Annotated in this window: 17 protein-coding genes and 1 pseudogene; 8 read left to right on the top strand and 10 right to left on the bottom strand. The window is 72.7% G+C overall.

What is annotated here, in order from left to right; genetic code table 11:
* The first annotated feature begins 281 nt into the window (after positions 1-281).
* On the top strand, positions 282-1,331 hold the full coding sequence (locus ACZ5GH_RS01775; protein WP_464333187.1) for a LacI family DNA-binding transcriptional regulator: 1,050 nt from the start codon (positions 282-284) through the stop codon (positions 1,329-1,331).
* A gap of 73 nt (positions 1,332-1,404) precedes the next feature.
* On the opposite strand, the gene ACZ5GH_RS01770 is transcribed toward ACZ5GH_RS01775, so the two are convergent.
* From ACZ5GH_RS01770 to ACZ5GH_RS01750, 5 genes are all read right to left on the bottom strand, one after another.
* Positions 1,405-3,189, bottom strand: coding sequence for a glycoside hydrolase family 6 protein (locus ACZ5GH_RS01770; RefSeq protein ID WP_464333186.1), 1,785 nt, complete (start codon positions 3,187-3,189; stop codon positions 1,405-1,407).
* 14 nt (positions 3,190-3,203) lie between these two features.
* On the bottom strand, positions 3,204-4,721 hold the full coding sequence (locus ACZ5GH_RS01765) for a cellulose binding domain-containing protein (RefSeq protein WP_464333185.1): 1,518 nt from the start codon (positions 4,719-4,721) through the stop codon (positions 3,204-3,206).
* A gap of 571 nt (positions 4,722-5,292) precedes the next feature.
* Positions 5,293-6,093: a hypothetical protein gene (locus ACZ5GH_RS01760; protein ID WP_464333184.1), complete on the bottom strand. Its 801-nt coding sequence runs from the start codon at positions 6,091-6,093 to the stop codon at positions 5,293-5,295.
* Positions 6,090-6,620 carry a SigE family RNA polymerase sigma factor gene (locus tag ACZ5GH_RS01755; RefSeq protein WP_387747991.1) on the bottom strand — a complete coding sequence of 177 codons (531 nt, stop codon included), beginning with the start codon at positions 6,618-6,620 and terminating at the stop codon, positions 6,090-6,092. Before ACZ5GH_RS01755 ends, ACZ5GH_RS01760 begins: the two co-directional genes overlap by 4 nt.
* Before the next feature lie 131 nt (positions 6,621-6,751).
* Positions 6,752-7,723, bottom strand: a complete 972-nt coding sequence (locus tag ACZ5GH_RS01750; RefSeq protein WP_464333183.1) for an expansin EXLX1 family cellulose-binding protein — start codon at positions 7,721-7,723, stop codon at positions 6,752-6,754.
* Positions 7,724-8,287: 564 nt separating this feature from the next.
* Between ACZ5GH_RS01750 and ACZ5GH_RS01745 the strand changes: the two genes are divergently transcribed.
* Together ACZ5GH_RS01745 and ACZ5GH_RS01740 are read left to right on the top strand one after the other, a co-directional pair.
* Positions 8,288-8,890 (top strand): carbonic anhydrase, encoded by a 603-nt coding sequence (locus ACZ5GH_RS01745; RefSeq protein WP_387747995.1) that lies wholly within the window; start codon positions 8,288-8,290, stop codon positions 8,888-8,890.
* 119 nt (positions 8,891-9,009) lie between these two features.
* Complete coding sequence (locus ACZ5GH_RS01740) at positions 9,010-10,497, top strand: SulP family inorganic anion transporter (protein ID WP_387747997.1); 1,488 nt, start codon at positions 9,010-9,012, stop codon at positions 10,495-10,497.
* 149 nt (positions 10,498-10,646) lie between these two features.
* Here the strand turns inward: ACZ5GH_RS01740 and mmsB are convergent, their stop codons facing one another.
* The 3 genes from mmsB to chvE all read right to left on the bottom strand — a co-directional run bounded on the left by mmsB (position 10,647) and on the right by chvE (position 14,621).
* Positions 10,647-11,882, bottom strand: coding sequence for a multiple monosaccharide ABC transporter permease (gene mmsB, locus ACZ5GH_RS01735; protein ID WP_464333182.1), 1,236 nt, complete (start codon positions 11,880-11,882; stop codon positions 10,647-10,649).
* A 3-nt stretch (positions 11,883-11,885) separates the two neighbouring features.
* Positions 11,886-13,433, bottom strand: coding sequence for a multiple monosaccharide ABC transporter ATP-binding protein (gene mmsA / locus ACZ5GH_RS01730; protein WP_464333181.1), 1,548 nt, complete (start codon positions 13,431-13,433; stop codon positions 11,886-11,888).
* Between the two features lie 93 nt (positions 13,434-13,526).
* Positions 13,527-14,621 (bottom strand): multiple monosaccharide ABC transporter substrate-binding protein, encoded by a 1,095-nt coding sequence (gene chvE / locus ACZ5GH_RS01725; protein WP_387748003.1) that lies wholly within the window; start codon positions 14,619-14,621, stop codon positions 13,527-13,529.
* Positions 14,622-15,120: 499 nt separating this feature from the next.
* On the opposite strand from chvE, the gene ACZ5GH_RS01720 reads away from it, so the two are divergent.
* From ACZ5GH_RS01720 to ACZ5GH_RS01700, 5 genes are all read left to right on the top strand, one after another.
* Entirely contained in the window at positions 15,121-16,110 is a 990-nt protein-coding gene (locus ACZ5GH_RS01720) for a LacI family DNA-binding transcriptional regulator (protein ID WP_387748079.1), read from the top strand.
* Between the two features lie 344 nt (positions 16,111-16,454).
* On the top strand, positions 16,455-18,155 hold the full coding sequence (locus ACZ5GH_RS01715; protein ID WP_387748005.1) for a ribulokinase: 1,701 nt from the start codon (positions 16,455-16,457) through the stop codon (positions 18,153-18,155).
* The gene (locus tag ACZ5GH_RS01710; RefSeq protein WP_387748007.1) at positions 18,152-18,820 is read left to right on the top strand and encodes an L-ribulose-5-phosphate 4-epimerase; all 669 of its coding nucleotides are present in this window, start codon (positions 18,152-18,154) and stop codon (positions 18,818-18,820) included. Before ACZ5GH_RS01715 ends, ACZ5GH_RS01710 begins: the two co-directional genes overlap by 4 nt.
* Positions 18,821-18,831: 11 nt before the next feature.
* Positions 18,832-20,340, top strand: coding sequence for an L-arabinose isomerase (araA, locus tag ACZ5GH_RS01705; RefSeq protein WP_464333180.1), 1,509 nt, complete (start codon positions 18,832-18,834; stop codon positions 20,338-20,340).
* Between the two features lie 121 nt (positions 20,341-20,461).
* The gene (locus ACZ5GH_RS01700) at positions 20,462-21,517 is read left to right on the top strand and encodes an aldose epimerase family protein (RefSeq protein WP_464336778.1); all 1,056 of its coding nucleotides are present in this window, start codon (positions 20,462-20,464) and stop codon (positions 21,515-21,517) included.
* 60 nt (positions 21,518-21,577) lie between these two features.
* Here the strand turns inward: ACZ5GH_RS01700 and ACZ5GH_RS01695 are convergent.
* Both ACZ5GH_RS01695 and ACZ5GH_RS01690 read right to left on the bottom strand, forming a co-directional pair.
* Positions 21,578-23,694 (bottom strand): annotated as a pseudogene (locus ACZ5GH_RS01695) (beta-galactosidase).
* A 67-nt stretch (positions 23,695-23,761) separates the two neighbouring features.
* A complete protein-coding gene (locus ACZ5GH_RS01690) occupies positions 23,762-25,513 on the bottom strand; it encodes a cellulase family glycosylhydrolase (protein ID WP_387748013.1) in 1,752 nt (583 codons plus the stop codon).
* Positions 25,514-25,533: the final 20 nt, after the last annotated feature.

The raw sequence follows: 25,533 nt of genomic DNA, 5'->3' as shown, positions 1-25,533 counted from the left end.
GTGTTGTCCAGGGTGTTGCGGAGGAAACCGCCGGTCCGGGGGTGGGCGCTGCCGGGGCCCACCGGTGGCGGCTCCCGGAAGGAGGTGTGGGAGCGCTCCCACGTCCTGTCCGAAGGTTCCTGCCTCAGCTGATCCGGTGTCAAGGGAAGAAGCCGAACTGCCCGGGAGTGGCTGCCGATCGGCCGGCCGCGCGCGGGGTCGGCGCCCACCCGGTCCGGACGGTCCGTGGCGGTGCTCCACCCTGGTGACCTACGATCGCCTGCCAGGAGGGCGCGAGACCGATGGTGGCGACGGAAGGCGGGTGGGCGGTGGGCGGACGGCAGACCGGAAGGCCGACCCTGGAGGAGGTCGCGGCCAGGGCCGGGGTCGGGCGCGGCACGGTGTCCCGGGTGATCAACGGCTCGTCGCGGGTCAGCGAGCAGGCGAAGGAGGCGGTCGACCGGGCCGTCGCGGAGCTCGGCTACGTGCCCAACCGGGCGGCCCGGGCCCTGGCCGGCAGCCGGACCGACGCGGTCGCGCTGGTCGTGCCGGAGACCGAGGCGCGGCTGTTCGCGGAGCCGTACTTCCTGGACATCATCCGCGGGGTGAGCGCCGAACTCGCGGCGTCCGACAAGCAGTTGCTGCTCACGCTGATCCGCACCGAGCAGGAGCGGCAGCGCTTCGAGCAGTACCTCGCGGCCCAGCGGGTGGACGGTGTGCTGCTGGTGTCCGTCCACCGGGACGACCCGCTGCCGGACCAGGTGCGCGCGCTGGGCCTGCCGGTGGTGCTGAACGGGCGCCGCTCGCCGCGGGAACCGGTGGCGTACGTGGACTCCGACAACGTGGGGGCCGGCCGGTCGGCCGTGGACCACCTGGCCGGGCGCGGGCGGCGCCGCATCGCCACCATCACCGGTCCGCTCGACATGGACGCGGCCGAGGGCCGGTTGGCCGGCTACCGCGAGGGGCTGGCGGCGGCCGGACTGCCGGAGGACGAACGGCTCGTCGCCACCGGGGACTTCACGGAGGACGGCGGCCGCCGGGCGATGCGCGAACTGCTGGAGCGCCGCCCCGACCTGGACGCGGTGTTCGCCGCCTCCGACCTGATGGCGGTCGGGGCCCTCGCCGTCCTGCGGGCCAGGGGCCTGGAGGTGCCGGGCGATGTCGCGCTGGTGGGCGTCGACGACTCGCCGGTGGCCCGCCACCTCGACCCGCCGCTGACCACCGTCCGCCAGCCGATCGAGCGGATGGGCCGCACGATGGCCGGGCTCCTGCTGCGGCAGATCGCCGGGGAGGACGCGGAGCCGTCCCGCCTGGTGCTGCCGACGGAGCTGGTGGTGCGGCAGTCCTCCTGACCGGCGGTCCTCCTGACCGGCGACCGTCCGGAGCCAGGCGCGGCTCCGGACGGCCGGGGCGTTCAACGCCGCGTCACAGCGCCGGATGGGCGTTCTTCAGCAGCTCCTGGAACTGGGCGGAGAACCACTCGCCGGACAGCGGCGCGTCCGGCAGCGCACCGGACATGTGGTTGTTGTTCCTCGGGTTGCCGGTGTACGCCGGGTCGCACATCCCGTCGAAGCCCTTGCCGTCGTTGTTCGGGATCAGCTTGCTGGCCCCGTCCGACTCGCCCGGGGGCTTCATCCAGACGTAGGCGTCGATCCCCGGGGCCGGGGCGGCCTGCGGCCGTTCGCCGAGGCCCGCGCCCGCCTGGTTGCACCAGTTGCCGGTGTTCAGCCGCCGGTCGTAGCGCCCGCCGTCGACGTACGCGTCGACGGTGGTCTTCGGCCCGGGCCCGGCCGGACGGGCGGCGCCGCCCCAGCCGTTGCGCGAGGTGTCGATCAGCATGCCGAGCCTGGAGTCGAAGCCCAGCGAGACCAGCTTGCTCCGCAGCGCCTGCGCGTAGGAGAGCTCGTCGACGTAGCGGTTCCAGTCGACCCACTTGGACTGGCGGACGGAGGTGCCGTTGACGCTGTCGTCGACGGTGAAGTTGTCCTCCTTGAGCGCGCTGTAGTTCGCGGTGTTGACGATGAAGCCGTGGACGTTGGCGACGGTGGAGCCCTCGGCGGTCGCCGCCTGCTTGAACAGCTCGGCGGACGGACCGAGGTTGTCGTCCCAGCCGAGCCAGCCGTGGTGCCCGGCGTCGGCGTAGTTGTACACGTTGGGGATGGCGCCCAGCTTCTTGAGCGCGTAGCCGATGCCCGTGATGTAGTTGCCGTTGGCCTTCATCACGTCGCAGGCGGGAGTGGCGGTGGCCCGCGGCGTGGTGTTGGTGACGAGGTTCGGCAGCGAGTCGAGCTCGACCGTGGTGACGATCCGCAGGCCCGCGTACTTGGGGTCGGCGAGGATGGCCGCGATCGGGTCGATGAACTCCTTCTTGTACCGGTCGATCTCGGTCGGGCCGAGCTCGCCGTTGGAGGAGAGCGCGGCGCAGTCCCGGCCGGGCAGGTCGTAGACCACCAGCTGGACGACGAGCTCGCCGCCGCCCTTCTGGCGCAGCGCCTCGTCGAGGTGGGCGCGCAGCCCCATCCTGCCGTTGGCGCCGGCGATCGCGGCGATCCGGTCCAGCCAGATGCCGGTGGGCTGGCCGGCGACCTTGGCGCCGCCGGGCTCGGCGGCGGCGTGCGCGGACCACTCGGGGTTCACGTAGACCTTCGCGCCGGCGTACGGGTTGTCGACGCGGGTGCCGGCCGGGGTGGTCGGCGTACCGGTCGGGGAGGCGGTGGGCGTGCCGGTGGGCGTGCCGGTGGGGGTGGGCGTGGGCGTCGTGGTGGAGCCGTTGCAGGCCACGCCGTTGAGCTTGAAGGCGGTGGGCACGGGGTTGGCGCCGCTGTAGGAGCCGTTGAAGCCGAAGGAGGTGGAACCGCCGGTCGCCAGGCTGCCGTTGTACGAGAGGTTGCGGGCGGTGACGGCGGCGCCGGACTGGCCGATGGCCGCGTTCCAGCCCTGGGTGACCTGCTGGTTGCCGGCGAAGGTCCACTCCAGGGTCCAGGAGCTCAGCGGGTCACCGGTGTTGGTGACGGTGACGTTGGCGCCGAAACCGGTGTCCCACTGGTTGGACACCTGGTAGTCGATCCGGCAGCCGGCCGAGGCGGCGCCCGCCGAGGTGGACAGCACGGTGGCGGTGGCGCCGGTCGCGGTCAGCAGGCCGAGGGCGGCGAGCAGGGCGGTCCGGCTGCTGCGCAACCGGTTGAGGCCGGGGTGGGTGGTGCGGCTCATGGTGGGGGTCCCTTTCAGTGTCCGTCGAGGGCGCGAAGGTGGTCGCGCAGTCCGAGGCCGAAGGCGGTGGGGGTGCCGTCGTACGCGCTGATCAGGGCGGGACCGGAGGAGCAGTCCCAGGTGTTCCAGGTCCAGCCCAGGTAGGAGAGCCCGCGGTCGTCGGACCACTTCATGACGCGGTCGACGAACGCGTGCCCGCAGGTGTTCTCGCCGATCTCGCCCGCCACGAGCGGGACGCGGGCGGCGACCGGGGCCAGGGTGGATGTCCAACATGATTCGTTGGCACAGGAGTTGAAGTTGTAGACGTGCCAGGCGGCGGCCAGATCGCCGGTCGGGTCCGAGGGTGCGTGGGCGAGCCAGCCGCTCAGGTCGTTCGCGTAGGCGATCCCGGCGACGAGCACGACGTTGCGCGAGCCGGTGGCGCGGACGGCGTCCACCAGGTCCTGCATGCCGGCCACCTCGTAGCCGATGCCCGGGCAGCTGCCGCCGTCGCGCCAGCAGGCCCAGGCCTGCTCGGTGGTGCCGGTGGCCCGGTCCGGGTAGGGCTCGTTGAACAGGTCGAAGACCACCCGGCGGTCGTCCTTGAAGGTGTTCGCCACCGAGGTCCAGAAGGCCGGGGCGTAGCGGGCGTCCGGCATCGGCTTCTGGCAGGAGGCGTGCACGTCCGGGCAGCCCGCCGAGTTGCCGGTGTACTGGCCGTACGTCCAGTGGAGTTCGACCACGGGGGTCATCCCGTGCGCGAGGACGCGGGCCACCAGTGCCTTGACGGCGTCGGTGTACGCGGTGCCCCGGTACTCGGGCCGGATGTTGTCCAGGCCGAGCCAGCACTCCTCGTTGAGCGGGATGCGGACGGTGTTGGCCCGCCAGTCCGCGATGGACTGGACGGCCGCGTCGTCCACCGGTCCGTCGAAGATGCCGTGGCCCTGGACGCACATGAACTCGCCGCCGGAGCGGTTGACGCCGAGCAGCCGGCGGGTGGTGCCGCCCGGGTCGGTCAGCCGGTTGCCGCTGACGCCGAGCACGGGCGCGCCGACGGGCGGGGTGGGTGTGGTGGTGGGGGATCCGGTCGGGGTCGGGGTCGGGGTGCCGGTCGGGCTGGGGGACGGGCCCGAACCGGCGGAGCAGGCCAGGCCGTTGAGGGTGAACGCGGTCGGCGCGGGGTTGCCGCCGGACCAGGAGCCGGTGAAGCCGATGGTGACGCTCGCGCCGGTGCCGAGCGAGCCGTTCCAGCTCTCGTTGACGGCGGTGACCCTGCTACCGGACTGGGACCAGCTGGCGCTCCAGCCCTGGGTGAGGTGCTGGCCGCCGGCGAAGTCGAAGCCGAGGCTCCAACCGCTGGTCGGTGCACCGTTGTTGGTGATGGCGACGGATGCCTGGAAGCCGCCGTCCCACTGGTTGACCGTGGCGTAGGCCACGGAGCAAGCGGGCGGATCGGCGGTGACCGGGCCCGCACCCGCCGCGGCGGACACGGCACTCACCAGGGTGAGGACCGCGCCGCCCAGCAGCGCTGTGAGGGGTGGGGGGTGCCGCATGAGCGACTCCTTGCAGCGAGGACACGCCGCTACCGGCGCGCCGACTGATGGAACCGCTCCCACTGGTGGCCACCGACCGTAGCGCCAACTGCCGCCGAGGAAAAGGGGAGTTGCCGGGATTCGTGCGAAGAGGCGCCGGACGCGTCGCGCCTCTTGACCGGCTCACGGCGATCCCGCACAGTGGGAGCGCTCCCACTGGTGAAGCACGTGTCGTGGAACGTCCTGGCCGCCCGTCACCCAGTCGCGGGCGGCCGCCCCTCGCCGCGCCCTGCCAGGCGCGACCGGACCAGGTCGCGCGCGGTGGCGGCGTTCGGCGGGCTGCTGACGCCGAGACCGACCAGGTCCAAGGCGATGGCCGGGTCGGCGGCCGCCTCGCCGCGGACGATCCGAACCCGGACCGGGGTGCCCGTTCAACCGAGCGGGCACCCCGTCGTGTCCGCGGACGAGACGGTGTGAGTGCGTGTCCGGGCGGAAGCGGCCCGGGCGAGCATCCACCCGGACCGCTTCCGCGGAAGCCGACCACCCTTTCGGCAGAAGTCGACCGCCCCTTCGGCAGTAGCCGACCGTCCCGTCAGCGGCCCGGGGAGAAGCCTCCCCAGACCGATGCGGAGCCGCCCGCGGACTGGGCGTCCACGCGGTAGCCGTCGTTCGCCGAACCGCGCACGCCGGTGGCGTGGTTGTACTGGCCGGCGAACTCGTGCTGCCCGGGCGGAACGGTACGGCCCGGTTTGAGCACCCAGCGGTAGACCAGCGCGCCACCGGTCTCCTGGACGGTGACGGTGAAGTCGTCGACCGGCAGGGTCCGCCAGTTGCCGGTGTCGCGCACGTCGCCGGTCTGCGCGACGCGCAGTTCGACGGTGAGCGAGGTGAGCGGCTGGGTGGTCCTGAGGGTGAGGTTGCTCTGGGCCCAGTAGACGGTGCTGTGCGGGTCGATCGACCCCTCCGACCAGAGCGGACCGTTCTGGGCCCGGGCGGTCGCCGACGGGGTCGGTCGGGGGCTGCTCGGGGTGCCGACGGGCGGCGCGGTGGTCGCGGGCGCCGGTGCCGGGGCGGCGGGCGGGGGAGCGGACCGGGTCGGCGTCGGCGTCGGCGTGGGCGTCGGCGAGGGGTCGGCCGGTGCGGTGGTGGCGGGGTCCGACGGCTGCGGGGTCCAGGAGCCGATGCCGGCCACGGCGAGTCCGCCGGTGGCCAGGGCGCCGGCGGCGGCGAGGCCCGCGAGCGCGACCCTCGGCCACGACCGCAGGCCCGACCGGGCGCGGTGGCGGACGGCGGGACCGGCCGTGCCGCGCTGCACGCGGGCCAGCATCCGGGCGCGGTCGGGCTGGTGGGCCTCGGCGGCCTCGCGCAGCTGCCGGGCGATGTGCTCGTTCACCGGTTCCTCCTCCCTGCCGTCAGTTCGCCGACCGATCCCGCGCCGAGCGCTCTCTCCAACTCGGCCATCCCCTTCGAGGTCTGGCTCTTCACCGTACCGACCGATATGCCCAGTGCCGCGGCGGTGTCCTTCTCCGAGAGGTCGAAGGCGTGCCGCAGCACCACGCACGCCCGCTTGCGGAACGGCAGCCGGGCGAGCGCCGCACGGACGTCCAGCACGGCCGCGACGTCCGGTCCGTCGGTCCGGTCGGGGCTGCGGGTCCAGAACAGCAGGATCCGGCGCCGTTCGCGGACCGCGCTGCGGATCCGCTCCCGGGCCATGTTGGCGACCACCCCGCGGGCGTAGGCGATCGGGTGGTCGGCCGCGCGGACCCGGTCCCAGCGCTGCCACAGGGCGACGAGGGCGTCCGCGGCGAGGTCGTCGGCAGCGTCCGCCCCGCCGGTCAGGAGGTGGGCGAGACGGGCGAGTTCGGCGTGGTGACGCTCGAAGAAGTCATGGAATTCCGCGGAGGTGTCATCGAGGAGCATGTCCCCCGGTCGCCCTCTCCTTGCATTGTGAACGTTAACAATCGGTGTGAGCCTAGCAGTGCCCGGCTCCCGGGCGGGGCGGGGCCCGGCCTGGAGGGGCACGGTCGACGACCGACGGGCGGGCGGCGCGGTCAATGCCGGGTGAACTGGACGGGGGTCGGCTGGACGACGTCCGGCTTCACCGCGATCCCGTCGACGGTCAGCTGCTCCCCGTAGACGTCGGTGACCCTGAGGGTTGCGCCGCACCCGCCGCCGTCGGGGGAGAGGAAGTAGTTGTAGTCGGTGCGCGACAACCGCCGCCAGCCGCCGCCGGTCCGGACCTCCAGCGCGGCCACCGGGTTCCGGTGGCCGATCACCTGGATCCCGCACCACCACTGGGTGGACCCCGTCTTGTACCGGACCGACATGGTGTCCGGCGCCGAGCCGGGGCTCAGCAGCGTCCAGGTGATCGGGAGCCGGCCCACCGAGAGTTCGGCGAGCCTGCCGAAGGCCTCGTGGCTCAGGTCGAGCTGCCCGGGCGCGCAGGGCAGCGGGCACTCGTTGACGATCCGCACCGTGATGCTCGCCCCGCCTGCGGCGCGGACCAGCACGTACGCCCCGCAGGCAGCGGACGTCTCGTAGTCGGTGTGGTTCATCGCCGCGACCATGAGGTCGCCGGACGGGCCGAACGAGCAGGCGCCGTTGCCGTCGGCCGCGTCGTAGGAGGTGGCGACGCCGGGGTAGCTCGTGCCCGGCTTGATCCGCCCGGCCAGGGAAGCGGTGGACGGCACCGCGCGGGCGCTGCCGGTGGCGGCCGGGGGCGAGGGGACGGCGGTGGTGGCCGACGGCCGCGCCGTGGGGGCGGGCGTGGGCGTCGGTGCGGCCGACGGGGACGAGCCGGCGGCCGAGGGCGAGGGGGCGGCGGCCGACGACGGCGGCGCCGAGGGCGCGGCAGGGGCCGGGGTGTCGCCGGATCCGGGTGGCGTGCTCGCCTCGGTGGCCGCGACGGCGGCGGCGGCCGGTCGCGCGGCGTCGGTGCCGGGACCGCCCCCGTTCCCCGGGAGGAGCGCGAGAACCAGGCACACCAGCACCCCGACGGCCCCCAGTGCCACCGGAATCCCCACGACCAGTCCCTGCCTCCGCCGCGCCCGCGGGTCGGCGTGCTTCGTTGCCCTCATGCCCATCCAGTTCGGTAGATCGAGTCGGCGTCGCACCACTCAGTGGCCGCCGGAGCGGGAAAGGTTGCCGGTCCGGCGCGGGTTTTTCGGGCCGGACCGCGGGCGGGGGCGTGACGGCTCGGCCGCCCGCCCACGGTGTCGCCCGTCAGTTGCCGCCGTCGCGGTGGAGGTTGCCGCCCGTCCGGAAGCCCTTCGACCGGACCGGGGGCCGCGGGCGCGCGACCGGTGGCGGCTTTCCGGAGCGGAAGGCTCCAGGCCGTTCGAGGCAACAGGATGTTAACGAGATCGACCCATATTGCGCCCGGAATGCGTCTTTACTCTCTCCATGGCCGTGCTTTACTCATTCTTGACGCGTCATCAGGTTGCCGCGACGGCACCGACGACGACGCGGCCCAGTGGCGTGCCGCGGCCGTCGTTCCGACGCACCGTTCCGAGGCACCGTTCCGAGGCACCGCCCCGACCATCGCCCCTCCGGCCGTAACCGCCGGGGCCACGAAGGAGGCACACCCCATGGATCCGCTCATCGACCGGGCCCGCGCCTTTCCGCAGCGCGCCGGCGACACCGGCCGGGAACTCACCGGCCTCGCCGCCGGCCAGGCACCCCAGGCCCTCTTCATCACCTGCTCGGACTCGCGCGTGGTGCCCGCCCTGATCACCAACGCCGACCCCGGCGACCTCTTCGAGCTCCGCACCGCGGGCAACATCGTCCCCGCCTACCGGGCCGACCGCGCCTCGGGCGAGACCGCCACCATCGAGTACGCCGTCGAGGTGCTCGGCGTCCGCGACATCGTGGTCTGCGGCCATTCGCACTGCGGTGCCGTCGGCGCCGTGGTCCGCGGCGAGGACCTCAGCGTCGTCCCCGCCGTCCGTGCCTGGCTGCGCCAGGCCGACCCGGCCGAACTCGGCGCGGACGGGCCGGACGTGTTCGACCCGACGGTCGCCGGGCCGGTGCAGCGCCACGTCCTGGCCCAGCTGGACCGGCTGCGCGGCTACCCGGCCGTGGCCCGGCGGCTGGAGGAGGGCGCGATCCGGCTGCACGGCTGGTTCTACGAGATCCACACCGGGCTGGTGCTCGCCCACCGGCCCGACGCCGGGCTCTTCCTGCCGCTGTGAAGCCGCAGCGAACCGGGGTGCCGCCGCCGGTGGGCGCGGACACCCCGCCCCGCGCGCCGCGGCGCCGCCACCGACCCCCGGACCGACACCGTCCGCACCGCTACTCTCCCGAGGACCCGATGACCCGTCGTCCCGCCCTTCGGCTGAGCACTCTGCGCTCTGACCTCCCCGCTTCCGTCGTCGTCTTCCTGGTCGCGCTCCCGCTGTGCGTGGGCGTCGCCGTCGCCTCCGGCGTGCCGGCCGAACTCGGCCTGGTCACCGGCATCGTGGGCGGCGTGCTGACCGGGCTGATGCCCGGCAGCAGCCTCCAGGTGTCCGGCCCCGCCGCCGGTCTGACCGTGCTGGTCTTCGCCGCCGTCCAGGAACACGGCCTCGCCGCCCTCGGCGTCATCACCGCCGTGGCCGGCCTGCTCCAACTCGCCATGGGCGCGGCCCGGCTCGGCCGGCTGTTCCGGGCGATATCCGTCTCCGTCGTCCAGGGGATGCTCGCCGGGATCGGCCTCGTCCTGATCGCCGGCCAGCTCTACGCCCTGGCCGACGCCAAGGCGCCGGCCGACGGCCTGGCCAAACTGGCCGGCCTCCCGGGCCTGGCCGCCGACGTCGCCGGGAGCCCGCACGCCCTCGCCGCCGTGGCGATCGGCGCCGGGACGGTGGCGGTGCTGCTGCTCTGGCCGCGGCTGCCCGCGAAGGTCCGGACGGTGCCCGCACCGCTCGCCGCCGTCGCCGCCGCGACGGCCGCCACCGCCCTGTTCGACCTCCCCGTGGCCCGGGTCCGGGTGGCCGGCCTCGCCGGGGTGGTCCACCTGCCCGGCGCCTCCGACCTCGCGGCGCTCGGCAGCGTCGGCGTCCTCGGTACGGCGCTCGCGTTCGCGCTGATCGCCTCCGCCGAGAGCCTGTTCAGCGCCGCGGCCGTCGACCGCCTGCACGACGGCCCGCGGACGGACTACGACCGCGAACTGCTCGCCCAGGGCGTCGGCAACACCGTCTGCGGGCTCCTCGGCGCGCTCCCGATGACCGCCGTGATCGTGCGCAGCGCCGCCAACGTGCAGGCCGGCGCCCGCACCAAGGCCTCCCGGGTGCTGCACGGAGTGTGGCTGCTGCTCTTCGCCGCGCTGTTCCCGGCCGCGCTCTCCGCCATCCCGCTCGCCGCCCTGGCCGGGGTGCTGGTGCACGCCGGCGCCAAGCTGGTCCCGCTCCGCACGCTGCGCCCGCTGTGGCGGGCCGACCGCGGGGAGGCGGTGATCCTGGCGGTCACCGCGCTGGCCATCGTGGTGACCAACCTGCTGGAGGGCGTGCTGCTCGGCCTGCTCCTCGCGGTGCTCAAGAGCGCCTGGGACACCTCGCACCTGCAGATCGCCGTCACCGATCCGGGCGACGGCGCCGTCCGGGTGACCCTGCACGGGAACGCCACCTTCCTCCGGCTGCCCCGGCTGCTGGAGACCCTGGAATCCCTGGAGGAGCTGCCCGCGGACCGCCCGGTCAGGCTCGACCTCTCCGGCCTGCGCCACCTCGACCACGCCTGCCGCAGCGCCCTGGACCTGTGGCAGGAGCGCCACAACCGCAGCGGCTCCGCCGAGTTGGTCGGGCTCCCGGCCGCGGCGGTCTGACCGGAGGCCGTCCTGCGGCGTGCGAGCGTGCCGTCCGGTGGTCCGTGCCTGCGGACAGCCGGACAGCCGGACGGGCGGGGCCGGGGCGGTGAGCGCATCTCACCACCCCGGCCCCGCCCGCGTTCCCGGACCGGCCCGAGCCCGGCCGGTCAGGAACCGGCGCGGCGCTTGTTGTAGACGTCGAAGCCGACGGCCGCGAGCAGCACCAGGCCCTTGATGACCTGCTGGTAGTCGGTGCCGACGCCGACCAGCGACATGCCGTTGTTCAGCACGCCGAGCACCAGGCCGCCGATGATGGCGCCGAGGACGGTGCCCACGCCGCCGCTGGCGGAGGCGCCGCCGATGAAGGCGGCGGCGATGGCCTCCAGTTCGAAGTTGATGCCGGCCTGCGGGGTACCGGCGTTGAGGCGCGCGGCGAAGACCAGTCCGGCGAGCGCCGCGAGGACGCCCATGTTGGTGAAGGCGAGGAAGACGACCCGCTTGCTCTTCACCCCGGACAGCTTGGCCGCGGCCTCGTTGCCGCCGATGGCGTAGGTGTGCCGTCCGATGATCGAGTTGCGCATCAGGTAGCCGAAGCCGACCAGCAGGGCGCCGAGGATCAGCAGGACGATCGGGACGCCGTGGTAGCTGGCCAGCAGCAGGGTGAACGCGACCACGGCCGCCGTGATCACGGCGAGCTTGGCCAGGAACAGCCCGAGCGGGAGCGGCTCCATCCCGTACGAGGCGGTCTGGCGCCGCCCGCGCAGCTCCTGGAGGACCGCGACGGCCAGCACCGCGAGGCCCAGCAGCAGGGTGAGGTTGTGGTAGTCGGTGTGCGGTCCGACCTCGGGGAGGAAGCCGCTGCTGATGCTCTGGAAGCCCTTGGGGAACGGCGCGACCGACTGGCCCTGGAGCAGGATCTGGGTGCCGCCGCGGAACAGCAGCATGCCCGCCAGGGTGACGATGAAGGACGGGATCCCGAGGTAGGCGATCCAGAAGCCCTGCCAGGCGCCGGCGAGGGCGCCGACCACCAGCGCGGCCAGCACCACCACGGGCCACGGCAGGTGCTGCTTGACCATCATCACCGCGGCGGCGGCCCCGACGAAGGCGGCCAGGGAGCCGACCGAGAGGTCGATGTGCCCGGCGATGATGACGATCATCATCCCGATCGCCAGGATCAGGATGTAGCCGTTCTGCTGGATCAGGTTGGTGATGTTGAGCGGCTGGAGGAGGATGCCGTCCGTCCAGATCTGGAACAGCAGGACGATCAGCGCGAGCGCGACCAGCATGCCGTACTGGCGCACGTTGCCGCGCAGCGCGCCGGCCAGGGCGGAGCCGATGGAGGGGCTCGGGCCGGTCTGCGGCGCCTTCGGGGACGAATCCGGGATGATGTCGGTCTGGGCCATGCCTCACACCTGCTCGTTGCTGGATGCGGCGCTCATGGTCATGAGCCGCATGAGGGATTCCTGGGTGGCGTCGGCACGGGCGACCTCGCCGGTGATCCGGCCTTCGGCCATGGTGTAGATCCGGTCGCACAGCCCCAGGAGTTCGGGGAGTTCGGACGAGATGACGAGTACCGCCTTGCCCTGCGCGGCCAGCTCGGCGATGACCGTGTAGATCTCCGCCTTGGCGCCGATGTCGATGCCGCGGGTGGGCTCGTCGAGGATCAGCACCTCCGGCTCGGCGAAGATCCACTTGCTGAGGACGACCTTCTGCTGGTTGCCGCCGCTGAGCGTGCCGGTCCGGGTGAACACCGTCGGGGCCTTGATGTTCATGGTCCGCCGGAAGGACTCGGCGACCTTGGCCTCCTCGTGCCGGTCGACTCGGCCGTACCGGGCGACCTTGCCGAGCGCGCTCAGCGAGATGTTCCGGCTGATGTCGTCGATGAGGTTCAGCCCGAGGTGCTTGCGGTCCTCGGTGACGTAGGCGAGGCCGTGCCCGATCGCCTCGGGCACCGTCCGGGTGCGGATCTCGCGGCCGTGCAGCCGCACCCGGCCGGACGCCCACCGCCCGTACGAGCGGCCGAAGACGCTCATCGCGAGCTCCGTGCGGCCGGCGCCCATCAGTCCGGCGATGCCGACGATCTCACCGCGCCGCACGTTCAGCGAGGCGCCGTCCACCACCATGCGCTGCTGGTCGAGCGGGTGCCGGACGCTCCAGTCCTCGACCTCGAAGGCGACCTCCCCGATCTCGGGGGTGCGCTCCGGGTAGCGGTGCTCCAGGTCGCGGCCGACCATGCCGCGGATGATCCGGTCCTCGGAGATGCCCTCGGGGCCGATCGCGAGGGTCTCGATGGTCCGCCCGTCGCGCAGGATGGTGACGGAGTCGGCGACCCGGGCGATCTCGTTCAGCTTGTGCGAGATGATGATGCAGGAGATGCCCTGCGCCTTGAGTTCGAGGATCAGGTCGAGCAGCTTGCGGCTGTCCTCGTCGTTCAGCGAGGCCGTCGGCTCGTCCAGGATGAGCAGCTTGACCTTCTTGGCCAGCGCCTTGGCGATCTCGACCAGCTGCTGCTTGCCCACCCCGAGGTCGGCGATCCGGGTGTGCGGATTCTCGTCGAGGCCGACCTGGCTGAGCAGTTCGGCGGCGTGGGTGAGGGTGCGCTGCCAGCTGATGATGCCCCGGGCGGCGTGCTCGTTGCCGAGGAAGACGTTCTCGGCGATGGACAGGTACGGCACCAGCGCCAGTTCCTGGTGGATGATGACGATGCCGCGCTGCTCGCTGGCCCGGATGTCCCTGAACCGGCAGGGCTCGCCCTCGAAGAGGATCTCGCCCTCGTAGGTGCCGTGCGGGTAGACACCGCTGAGCACCTTCATCAGGGTGGACTTGCCGGCACCGTTCTCGCCGCAGATGGCGTGCACCTCTCCGGCGGCGACGCTCAGGTTGACCTCGGAGAGTGCTTTGACGCCGGGGAACGACTTGCTGATCGACCGCATTTCGAGAACGGGTCCAGCCATGGGTGTGCGTCCGTATCGTTCGGGGCGGTGCGGGCCGGTCTCGGGGCGCCGCACCGCCGGTTCGGCAAGGGCCCGTCCGTCGGGCCCCGCGGGCTACTTGAGCTGGTCCGCGGTGTACTGGCCGCTGTCGACCAGGATCTTCTGGTAGTTGTCCTTGTCGACGCTGACCGGCTGGAGCAGCTGGGCCGGGACGGTCTTGACGCCGTTGTTGTACTGGCTGGTGTCGTTGACCTCGGGCTTGCCGCCGGTCAGCACCGCGTCACCCATCTGGACGGCGGCCTTGGCCAGTTGGCGGGTGTCCTTGTAGACGGTCTGGGTCTGCTCGCCCGCGATGATCGACTTCACCGAGGCCAGCTCGCCGTCCTGGCCCGTGACGACGGGCAGCGACTTGGCGGTGCCGTAGCCGACGCCCTTGAGGGAGGAGAGGATGCCGATCGAGATGCCGTCGTACGGCGAGAGCACGGCGTCGACGTGGGCGGAGGTGTAGGCCTTGCTCAGCAGGTTGTCCATCCGGGACTGGGCGACACCGCCGTCCCAGCGCAGCGTGGCGACCTGGTTGAACTCGGTCTGGCCGCTCTGCACGACCAGCTTCTTCTCGTCGATGTACGGCTTGAGGACGCTCATGGCGCCGTTGAAGAAGAAGGTGGCGTTGTTGTCGTCCGGCGAGCCGGCGAACAGCTCGATGTTGAACGGCCCCTTGCCGTCCTTGAGCCCGAGCTTGTCGGCGATGTAACCGCCCTGGAGGACACCGACCTTGTAGTTGTCGAAGGTCGCGTAGTAGTCGACGTTCGGGGTGCCCTTGATCAGCCGGTCGTAGGAGATCACCGGGATGTGGGCGTCGGCGGCCTTCTGCAGCACGTTGGTGAGGGAGGCGCCGTCGATGGCGGCGATCACCAGGAGCTTGGCGCCCTTGGTGATCATGTTCTCCACCTGGGAGACCTGGTTCTCCACCACGTTGTCGCCGTACTGCAGGTCGGTCTTGTAGCCCTTGGCCTGGAACTCCTTGACCATGTTGGTGCCGTCGTTGATCCAGCGCTCGGACGACTTGGTGGGCATCGCGATGCCGACCAGACCGCCCTTGGCGTCCCCCTTGGCGGGGCCGTCGCCGGCGCCGTTGGCGCTCTGGCCGCAGGCCGCCAGTGAGAGCACCAGGCCGGCGGCGACCAGGCCCGCCGAAATCTTCCGCACAGTTCCTCCAGTGGTGTTCCGCGACCGGCGCAGCGCGTCCCCTGACTGGGCGGGCTGGGAGCGGTCGAGCGGGGCCGGCCGGGAGTGGTCCCTCGGGGCTGTGGGGCATCGGGGTTACGGACACCCTGGCCTGGCGTGACATGAGTGTTAACGCTCACAACGATGGCGTCAAGAGGCGTCGGATCACCATTGGGTCGCGGTGTCCCGTCGGCCGTCCCGAGCGGGGCGCGCACCTGCCGGCCGCGCCGGCTGCCGGACCGCCCACCGGCCACTGTCGCCCCACGGGTGATCCCGGTATTCACCTTCGCGGTGCGGCTGTGAACGTTAACTTGGCAATGTCGGCAGATGTGAGCGCCCCGCACGGCTGGTATGAAGAAGCCGCCGGTCGAACCGAGGGTGACGGATTGGCCCGGACCAGGTCGCGTACTGTGGTCCGCAGCCGAGGAGGGAACTGCGAGTGGGAACCGATAGCACCGGGACGGAATCGCGCCAGCCCGTGATGGCGGACGTGGCGAAACTGGCGGGGGTGTCCCACCAGACGGTGTCCCGGGTGCTCAACGGCGCCCCGCACGTGCGGCCCGACACCCGGGACCGGGTGCTGGCGGCCATACGGGAGCTCGACTACCGGCCCAACTCCGCCGCCCGCGCGCTGGTCACCCGACGCTCGCAGACCCTCGGGGTGGTCAGCTTCGACTCGACCCTGTACGGCCCCGCGTCGATGCTGGACGGCATCGAGCAGGCCGCGCGCAGCGCCGGGTACTTCGTCAGCGTCACCAGCCTGCGCTCGCTTGACGGCCGTTCGGTCCAGGAGGCCGTCGACCGGCTGCGCGACCAGGGCGTGGAGGGCGTCGTGGTGATCGCGCCGCAGATCTCCGCGGTCAGCGCGGTGGCCCGGCTCTCCAGCTCGGTGCCGCTGGTCGCGGTGGGTTCGGGCAACCAGACCCAGGTGCCGATGGTGTCGGTGGGCAACCGCTACGGCGCCGGAGAGGCCACCAGGCATCTGCTCGACCTGGGCCACCGCACCGTGCACCACGTGGCGGGACCGGTCAACTGGCTGGAGAGTCAGGACCGGGAGGAGGGGTGGCGCTCCACGCTGGAGGCGGCCGGAGCCCCCGTGCCCGAGGTCGAGCGCGGCGACTGGAGCGCCCGCTCGGGCTACCAGGCGGGGCTGCGGATCGCCGAACTGCCCGAGATCACCGCCGTGTTCTGCGCGAACGACCACATGGCCCTCGGTCTGCTGCGGGCCCTGCACGAGGCCGGCCGGTCGGTCCCGGACGAGATCAGCGTGGTCGGCTTCGACGACATTCCGGAGGCGGCCTACTTCATCCCGCCGCTGACCACCGTGCGGCAGGACTTCGGCGAACTCGGCCGGCGGGCCCTGGAACTGCTCGTCGGGGAGCTGGAGGCGGCCACGTCCTCGCCGACCCATCTGCAGATCTCCCCGGAGCTGGTGCTGCGGCGCAGCGCCGGGCCGGCGGCCGGGCGCTGAACCGGTAGCGCCGCTCCGGTCCGGTCCGCGGCGCGCCCGCCTCCGGAAACCCCGACCCGGGCGGGTTCCGTTCGTACGGGCTCCGGCCTCGCCGACATCCCTTGACAGCCACTTTGTTAGCGCTAACAATCTGCCTGAGCGTTCACAACAACGCCCCTTCCGCTCCGTCGGCCGGGCCGCCGTCATCCCGCTTCCGGGTCGCCCGGCCGACGGCTACACGTTCCGCCCTTCAGAGGGAGAGGTAGCGGAACGAAGCCTGTCGCCGGTGCGCGCCGCCCTGCCCCGGCCGACGACCGCACCGGCGACAGGCGCCAACACAGCTCTCCCGTACGAAGGATGAGAAAGTGACCGTGATCCCTGTCGCCGCCCCCGAGCCGGACCGGTACGTCGTCGGCGTCGACTTCGGCACCCTTTCCGGCCGCGCCGTGGTGGTCCGCGTCCGGGACGGCGAGGAGCTGGGCACCGCCGTCCACGACTACCCGCACGCCGTGATCGAGCGCGAACTGCCCGGCAGCGGGCGGTCGCTGCCGCCCGACTGGGCGCTCCAGCACCCGGCCGACTGGCGCGAGGTGCTGCGCACCGCCGTCCCGGCCGCGCTCGCCGCCGCCGGTGTCGACCCGGCGCACGTCATCGGGATCGCCACCGACTTCACCGCCTGCACCGTCCTGCCGGTGCTCGCCGACGGCACCCCGCTCGCCGAGACCTCCGCGTGGGCGAGCCGCCCGCACGCCTGGCCCAAGCTCTGGAAGCACCACGCCGCCCAGGGCCAGGCGGACCGGATCAACGCCCTGGCCCACGCCCGGGGCGAGAAGTGGATCTCCCGCTACGGCGGGCGGATCTCCGCCGAGTGGCAGTACGCCAAGGCGCTGCAGGTCCTGGAGGAGGACCCGGCCGTCTACGCCGCGACCGCCCGCTGGATCGAGGCCGCCGACTGGATCGTCTGGCAGCTCACCGGCGCCGAGAGCCGCAACACCTGCACCGCCGGCTACAAGGGCATCCACCAGGACGGGAGCTACCCGGGCGAGGACTACCTCGCCGCGCTCCACCCGGACTTCGCCGACTTCGCCCGCACCCGCCTGGAGCACCCGCTCTCCCCGCTCGGCTCCCGGGTCGGCCCGCTCACCGCGCGGGCCGCCGAGTGGACCGGGCTCCCGGAGGGCATCGCGGTCGCCGCCGGAAACGTCGACGCCCACGTCGCCGCCCCGGCCGCCCGCGCCGTCGAGAACGGCCGGCTCCTCGCCATCATGGGCACGTCCACCTGCCACGTGGTCAACGGCGCGACCCTCGCCGACGTCCCCGGCATGTGCGGCGTGGTCCAGGACGGCATCGTCGCGGGCTCCTACGGCTACGAGGCCGGCCAGAGCGCCGTCGGCGACATCTTCGCCTGGTGGCTGCGCCAGGGCCTGCCCGCCGACTACCTGGCCGAAGCCGAGCAGACCGGCGAGGACCCGCACCAGCTGCTGACCCGCAAGGCCGCCGCCCAACCCGTCGGCGCGCACGGTCTGGTGGCGCTCGACTGGATGAACGGCAACCGCTCCACCCTGGTCGACCACCACCTCTCCGGGGTGATCGCCGGCCTCACCCTCGCCACCCGCCCCGAGGAGGTCTACCGGGCGCTGCTGGAGGCCACCGCCTACGGCACCCGCGTCATCGTGGAGGCCCTGGAGCAGGGCGGCGTGCCCGTCACCGAGTTCATCGTCACCGGCGGGCTGAAGAAGAACGCCCTGCTGATGCAGATCTACGCCGACGTGCTGCGCCGCCCAGTCTCGGTCGCCGAGTCCGAGCAGGGCCCCGCGCTCGGCTCGGCGATCCACGCCGCCGTCGCCGCCGGGGCGTACCCGGACGTCCGGACCGCGTCCGAGGCCATGGGCCGGGTGCACCGGGGCGCCTACCAGCCCGACCCGGCCGCCGCCGACACGTACGACCTGCTCTTCGCCGAGTACCGCGCCCTGCACGACCACTTCGGACTCGGCGCCGACAAGCTCCTGCACCGCCTGCGCGACATCCGCAACGCCGCCCTCACCACCCCGAGCGAGGATTCGTGAACGCGTCCCTTGACCTCATCCGCCGCCAGGTCAGCGACCTCCACCAGGAACTGGTCCGCTACGGCCTGGTCGTCTGGACCGCCGGCAACGTCTCCGCCCGCGTCCCCGGCGAGGACCTGTTGGTGATCAAGCCCAGCGGCGTCTCCTACGACGAGCTGACGCCGCAGAACATGATCGTCTGCGACCTCGACGGCAACGTCGTGGAGGGCGAGCACGCCCCCTCCTCCGACACCGCCGCGCACGCCTACGTCTACCGCCACATGCCCGAGGTCGGGGGAGTGGTGCACACCCACTCCACCTACGCCTGCGCCTGGGCCGCCCGCGGCGAGGCCGTCCCCTGCGTCCTCACCGCGATGGCCGACGAGTTCGGCGCCGAGATCCCGGTCGGCCCGTTCGCCCTGATCGGCGACGACTCGATCGGCCGCGGCATCGTGGACACCCTCAAGGGCCACCGCTCGCCCGCCGTCCTGATGAAGAGCCACGGCGTGTTCACCATCGGCAAGGACGCCAAGGCCGCCGTCAAGGCCGCCGTGATGTGCGAGGACGTGGCCCGCACCGTGCACATCTCCCGTCAGCTGGGCGAGCCCCTGCCGATCGCCCAGGCCGACATCGACAGCCTCAACTTCCGCTACCAGAACGTCTACGGCCAGCCCCAGGCCCGGTGAGGAGCCACCCCATGAAGAAGCCACTGGAGGGCCGGCAGGTCTGGTTCCTGACCGGCAGCCAAGGGCTGTACGGCGAGGACACGCTGCGCCAGGTCGCCGAGCAGTCCCAGCGGATCGCCGCCGCCCTGAACCAGGACTCCGCCGTGCCGGTCGAGGTGGTCTGGAAGCCCGTCCTCACCGACGCGAGCGCGATCCGCCGGGTCTGCCTGGACGCGAACTCCGCCGACGACTGCATCGGCCTGATCGCCTGGATGCACACCTTCTCCCCGGCGAAGATGTGGATCGCCGGCCTCGACGCCCTGCGCAAGCCCCTGCTCCACCTGCACACCCAGGCCGACGTCGACCTGCCCTGGCAGACCATCGACATGGACTTCATGAACCTGAACCAGGCCGCCCACGGCGACCGCGAGTTCGGCTACATCCAGTCCCGCCTCGGGGTGCCCCGCAAGACCGTCGCCGGACACGTCACCGACCCGGCCGTCGCCGCCAGGATCGCCGGCTGGGTCCGCGCCGCCGCCGGCCGCGCCGAACTGGGCGGCCTCAAGCTCGCCCGCTTCGGCGACAACATGCGCGACGTGGCCGTCACCGAGGGCGACAAGGTCGAGGCCCAGCTGCGCTTCGGCGTCTCCGTCAACACCTACGGCGTCAACGACCTCGTCGCCGCCGTCGACGCGACGGACGACGGCGACGTCACCGCGCTGACCAAGGAGTACGAGGACAGCTACCGCCTCGCGCCCGAGCTGCGGGCCGACGGGGACCGGCACGAGTCGCTGCGCTACGCCGCGCGGATCGAGCTCGGCCTGCGCGGCTTCCTCGAGCAGGGCGGCTTCCGGGCCTTCACCACCAACTTCGAGGACCTCGGCGGGCTGCGCCAGCTGCCCGGCCTCGCGGTGCAGCGGCTGATGGCCGACGGCTACGGCTTCGGCGGCGAGGGCGACTGGAAGACCGCCACCCTGCTGCGCACCCTCAAGGCGGCCGCCACCGGCCTGGCCGGCGGAACCTCCTTCATGGAGGACTACACCTACCACCTGGAGTCCGGCCGCGAGCTGATCCTCGGCGCGCACATGCTGGAGGTCTGCCCGAGCATCGCGTCCGCCACCCCCTCCTGCGAGATCCACCCGCTCTCCATCGGCGGGCGGGAGGACCCGGTCCGGCTGGTCTTCGACGCCGAGCCCGGCCCGGCCGTCGTGGTCGGCCTCGCGGACCTCGGCGACCGCTTCCGGCTGGTCGCCAACGAGGTGGACGTGGTCGCGCCGCCGGCGCCGCTGCCGAACCTGCCCGTCGCCCGCGCCGTCTGGAAGCCGCGTCCGAACCTGCGCACCTCCACCGAGGCCTGGCTGACGGCCGGCGCGCCGCACCACACCGTGCTGTCCGCGGCGCTCGGCACCGAGGAACTCGAGGACCTCGCCGAGATGCTGTCGGTGGAGCTGGTGGTGATCGACGCCGACACCGAGATCCGCCGGTTCACCAAGGAACTGCGCTGGAACCAGGCCTACCACCGGCTGGCCCAGGGGTTCTGACCCCGCACGCGCCCACCGGCGACGCCCGTCCACCCGGGCGGGCGTCGCCGTCTCCCACCCAGCCCCGCAAGGAACGGAGCAGACCGTGGCCAGAGACCTCCTCGTCTCCACCGGTGACCTGATGGTGTCCCAGGAGGTCACCGCGGCCATGCCGGACGGCCGGCGCATCACCCGGTGGACGTTCGGTTCCCGGGGCGGCGGGGTGACGGCGGAGGTGCTCAACCTGGGCGCCCGCCTCCAGGCCCTGCACGCGCCGGACCGGGCCGGGCGGCGGGCCGACGTGGTCCTGGGAGGCGGCAGCGTCGAGGACCTGCTGGGCGGGGCGGCCTACCTCGGCGCGACCGTCGGCCGCTACGCCAACCGGATCGCCGGCGGCGTGCTGCCCCTCGACGGCACGACGCACCTCCTGGCGACCCAGTCCACCGGCCACACCCTGCACGGCGGTCCGGACGGCTTCGCCACCCGCCTCTGGGACGGCGTGCCGGTCCGGGCCGACCGGCAGGTCGGCGTCCGGTTCCGGCTGCGCAGCCCCGCCGGGGACCAGGGGTTCCCGGGAACCGTCACCGCCGAGGTGACGTACCTGCTCGATGCCGACGGCGCGCTCTCGATCACCTACCAGGCGGCCACGGACGCCCCGACGGTCGTCAACCTCACCAACCACGCCTACTTCAACCTGGCCGGCGAGGGCCGCGGAACGGTGCTCGACCACCTGCTGCGCGTCGACGCCGCCGGGTACCTCCCGGTGGACGGGGAGCTGATCCCGCTCGGCCCGGTCGAACCGGTCGTCGGCACGCCGTTCGACCTCCGCCGCGCCCGCAGGCTCGACGCGTGCCTCGCCGCGGAGCACCCCCAGATCCGTGCGGCCGGCGGCGGGTTCGACCACACCTGGGTGCTCGACGGCGGCGGGCTGCGCCGGGCCGCCCTGCTGAGCCACCCGGCGAGCGGCCGCCAGGTCGAGTGCCTGACCACGGAACCGGGGCTCCAGGTGTACACCGGGAACCACTTCGACGGCTCGCTGACCGGCCGCTCCGGCCACCGGTACACCGCGTACGCGGGCATCGCGCTGGAGACCCAGCACTTCCCCGACTCGCCCAACCGGCCCGACTACCCCTCCACCGTCCTGCGCCCGGGGGAGAGGTACCGGTCGACGACGGTGTACCGCTTCTCGGCCGAGTAGCGGAAGCCGCCGGGCGGTGAACGGGGCGGTGGGCCCGGCGGGGCCCACCGCCCTGCCGCGTCAGGAGGCGACGAGGACCCGCACGTCCCAGGCACCGAGGGGGACCGACCCGCCGGCGGGCACCGAGGCGTCGCCCAGTACGTCGGACAGGCCCACCGGAGCCGCGACCTCGACGGGCTGCCAGCTCCAGTTGTGCACCACGTGGACCCGGCGTCCGTCCGGGGAGGTCCCGGTGGTCGCCATGACGGACTCGGGCAGGTCGCGCCAGCCGCCGACCGGAGCGGGGACGAGCCAGCCGGCCAGTGCCCGGGCCAGGCCGCGTCCCGGTACGGTGCCGACGCAGGTCACCCGGCCGGCGCCGTGGGCGCGGGTGGTGACGGCGGGCCAGCGGCCGAAGTGCGGGTGGTCGTACCCGGCGAGCACCGTGGCGTCGGTGGCGGTGAGGCCCTCCACCCAGCGGGTCGCCGTGGCCCCGGCCGGAAGCTCCAGCGGGCTGCCGGGGACGGCCCGCAGCGGGAGGTCCGAGGACAGGTTGCCGAACTCGTCGTACCACGCGCCCGCGGCGGCCGTCAGGCGCGGCGGGGCGGTCTCGTGCCGGGCCCGGGCCTCCTGGTCGGCGTAGCCGGTGCGCGGGCCGAGCACGAGGTGGCCGCCGGCCTCGGCGTAGGCGGCGAGCCAGTCGAGCAGGGAGTCCTCGGCGAGGTAGAGCGCGGGGGCGACCAGCACGGGGTGGCGCCGGCGGCCGCGTCGGGCGCCGGGCCGTCGTGCTCGCCCCGCGCGTCGTGCAGCCGGCGGGCGTGCAGGATCCGCACCTGGCGGCCGGCCTCGAAGGCGCCGCGGTAGAACGAGTCGAAGATCCGGTGGTAGGACGTCGGGTCCGGGTCGCCGTTCGGCTTCGCCAGCGGCGCGTACTTCTGCATCAGCCACTTGCTGGGCACCGAGTACACCATCGCGAGGTCGGCGTCCGGCTCGATCCCGGCGACCAGCGGCCCGGCGGTCGCGAACTCGGCTCCGAGGCGGGCGAGTTCGGCGTACACCCGGCCGGGCCTGCCGCTGTGCGGCAGGATCCCGCCCCAGTACGTCTCGGTGCCGAAGTGCAGGGTGTGCCAGTGCCAGTACTCGATCATCCGGGCGCCGCGCGAGACGAGCGCCCAGGCGGCCTGCCGCCACTGGCCGTCGAAGGCCGGACGGTTCTCCGAAGTGCCGCTGATGGCCTGGGCGTTGGTCTCGGTGACCAGGAACGGCTCCTGGCGCGAGGAGAAGATCCGGTCGGCGCTCTGGTACAGCGCCCACACGCCGGTGGTCCTCCACCGCTGCTCGTGGTCGTCGGGCGTGGGGTCGGGCAGGGTGAGGGCGTCCTGCATCCCGTAGTACGGGTTGCCCGCGGTGACGTCCAGGGCGTCGGTGATCTCGTCGTCCTCCATCGCGGGGTGGTTGTACGCGAGGCAGGTGGTGACGAACTGGTCGGGGCGGGCGTACTCGCGGGTGATCGCGGCCTGCCAGGCGACGAACTCGGTGGTCTGGCGGGCCTGGAACGCCTGCCAGGCGACGTCGTACTGCGGCTGCTGGTTCCCGTCGGGCCGCCAGAGGTCGGCCCAGGTGGAGAGCCGGTGCGACCAGTAGACCAGCCCCCACTCCCGGTTGAGGGTCTCCACGTCGCCGTAGGTGTGGCGCAGGTGGTCGACGAAGCGCTGGAAGACGCCCTCGTTGAGGGGCAGGCGCAGGCCCGGCTCGTTGTCGACCTGGAAGCCGATGACGGCCGGGTGCGAGGCGTGCCGGGCGAGGATCCTGCGGGTGACGCGTTCGGCGTGGAAGCGGTAGGCGGGGTGGGAGAAGTCGGCCTCCTGGCGGGCGCCTCAGTCCATGGGCCGGCCCGTCTCCCGGTCGCCGGCGATCTCGGGGTACTGCCGGGCCAGCCACGGCGGCACGGCGTAGGTGGGGGTGCCGAGGACGACGGAGATGCCGCGTTCGTGGGCGCCGTCGAGAACGGGGGTGAGCCAGTCGAGGTCGAACCGTCCGTTCTCCGGTTCCCAGGTGGACCAGACGGACTCGCCGACCCGGATGACGGTGAACTCCGCCCCGGCCATCAGGTCGAGGTCCTCCTTGAGCCGTTCGTACGGCTGGTACTCGTGGTAGTAGGCGGCGCCGAACAGGACGCGCGGGGGCAGTGGGAACACGGGTGCACCTCGGGACGTGTGGGAGCCCCGGCTGCCGGGAGGCAGCCGGGGCGGGGAGGACCAGGGGTCAGGAGGCGGTGCCGGTCACGGTGTCACCGGACCTGGTGACGGTGTAGGTGACGGTGTCGCCGGTCCAGAAGCGGAAGGTGAACGTCGCCGGGACGCCGTCCTTGAGGGACTTGACGTAGTCGGGCTTGAGGGTCGTGGTGTCGGCGCCGTAGTCGGCACGGAGGTTGTCGAACGACTGGTAGGTGGTCCAGGAGGCGGGACCGGCGGCGGTGCCGTCGGCGTAGGCGGACTGGACGTTGGCCATCAGGGAGCCGTTGAACCGGGTGGGGATGGTGAGCCCGTCGAGCGTCCCGGTGGCGTCGGCCATGGTCGGCTTGTCGTAGGAGCGCACGAAGAGCTTCCACGGGACGCCGTCGGAGTACCGGACTTCGAGGGTGGCGTTGATGCCCGCGGCGCGGTCCCCGGCGAGGCGGGTGAGGCCGTCGGCGGTCAGGGTGAGCTTGTCGCCGTCGAGGGTGTAGTCCAGGAAGGGGATCAGCGGGCGGTCGCCCTGCCAGAGCCCGGCGAACCACTGGCCGTTGCGGTTGAGCGTGATGGTCTGCGCGGTGACGGGGCCGGACTTCGGCACAAAGACGTTGTCGGTGGAGGCGGTGCCCGAGCGGGTCCGCCAGGAGGTCTGGATCAGGTCCTTCATCTCGGGGACCATCCACTGCATGGTGGAACGGTTCAGGAAGTCGTTGGCCGCGTCCCAGACGGCGGAGGTCATGCCGTTGCGCCGCGCCTCGTAGTTGACGTGCTCGAAGTACTTGAGCATCTCGCCGCGCTCGACCACGCCGGAGTACGGCGAGGTGAGCAGGCCGTACTCGCCGAGGTAGACGGGGATGCCCCTGGCGACGAAGGTGTCGTGCACGCGGGCGAAGCCCTCGGTCAGGTCGGACTGGGCCTTGGCGTCGTACGTCGGGCCGTTGGCGATGTTCACGCTGAACGGGTACCAGCTGTAGTAGTGCACGGTCGCCACCAGGTTGCGGTCGTGCAGCGAGCTGATGGTCGTGGACAGGTCGTCGAGCCAGTGCTGGGCGTTGTTGGTCTCCTCCGAGGGCAGGACGAGCAGGCGGTCCTTGTTCTGCCCGCCGCTGCTGCGGACGATGCTGTGGAACGAGGTGTTGAGCTCTCGCAGGTACTGGGTCTTCTGGGCGTCGGTCGCGTCGGCGAACTGCGGCTCGTTGATGCTCTCCATGAGCAGTGAGCGCGGCTCGTCCTTGAAGGCCGTGGCGATCTGCCGCCAGGTCGCGTCGAACCGGGCACGCACGTTGTCGTGGTCGGTGGACATCTTGTTGATCCACTGCCACGAGTCGTGGTGGACGTTGATCTCGACGTAGAGGCCGTCGGCCAGCGCCAAGTCGACCACCTGCTTGACCCGCGCCATGTAGGTCGGGTCGATGGTGTAGGGGGCGCTGGCGGACTGGTGGTCGGACCAGGTGACGGGGATGCGGACACTGCGGAAGCCCCGGGCCCGGAGGCCGTCGAACGTCGCCTTGGTGGTGAGCGGGTTGCCCCACGACGTCTCGTTGGGGATGGCGTCCAGGGTGTTGCCGAGGTTCCAGCTGGGCTGCATCTCGGCCACGGCGGCCATCGGGTCGCTCGGGACCCGGATCCTCGACGCCTGGGCTGCCGCCGGGGACTGGTCGGTCGGTGCGGCGACGGCGGTGCCGCCGAGGAGGCTGCCGGCGGTGACCAGCGCCACCAGGAGTCCGGCCGTCCGGTGGAGGCGGCGGCTGCGGGGGCGTGCGGTCCGTTGTGCGGTGTTCACGAGGTGTCCCTTCGGGTGAA

This window comes from Kitasatospora sp. Xyl93 (genome assembly GCF_055383135.1).
The sequence above is the reverse complement of the archived record's forward strand: the minus strand, read 5'-3'. Positions and strand labels throughout refer to the sequence as shown.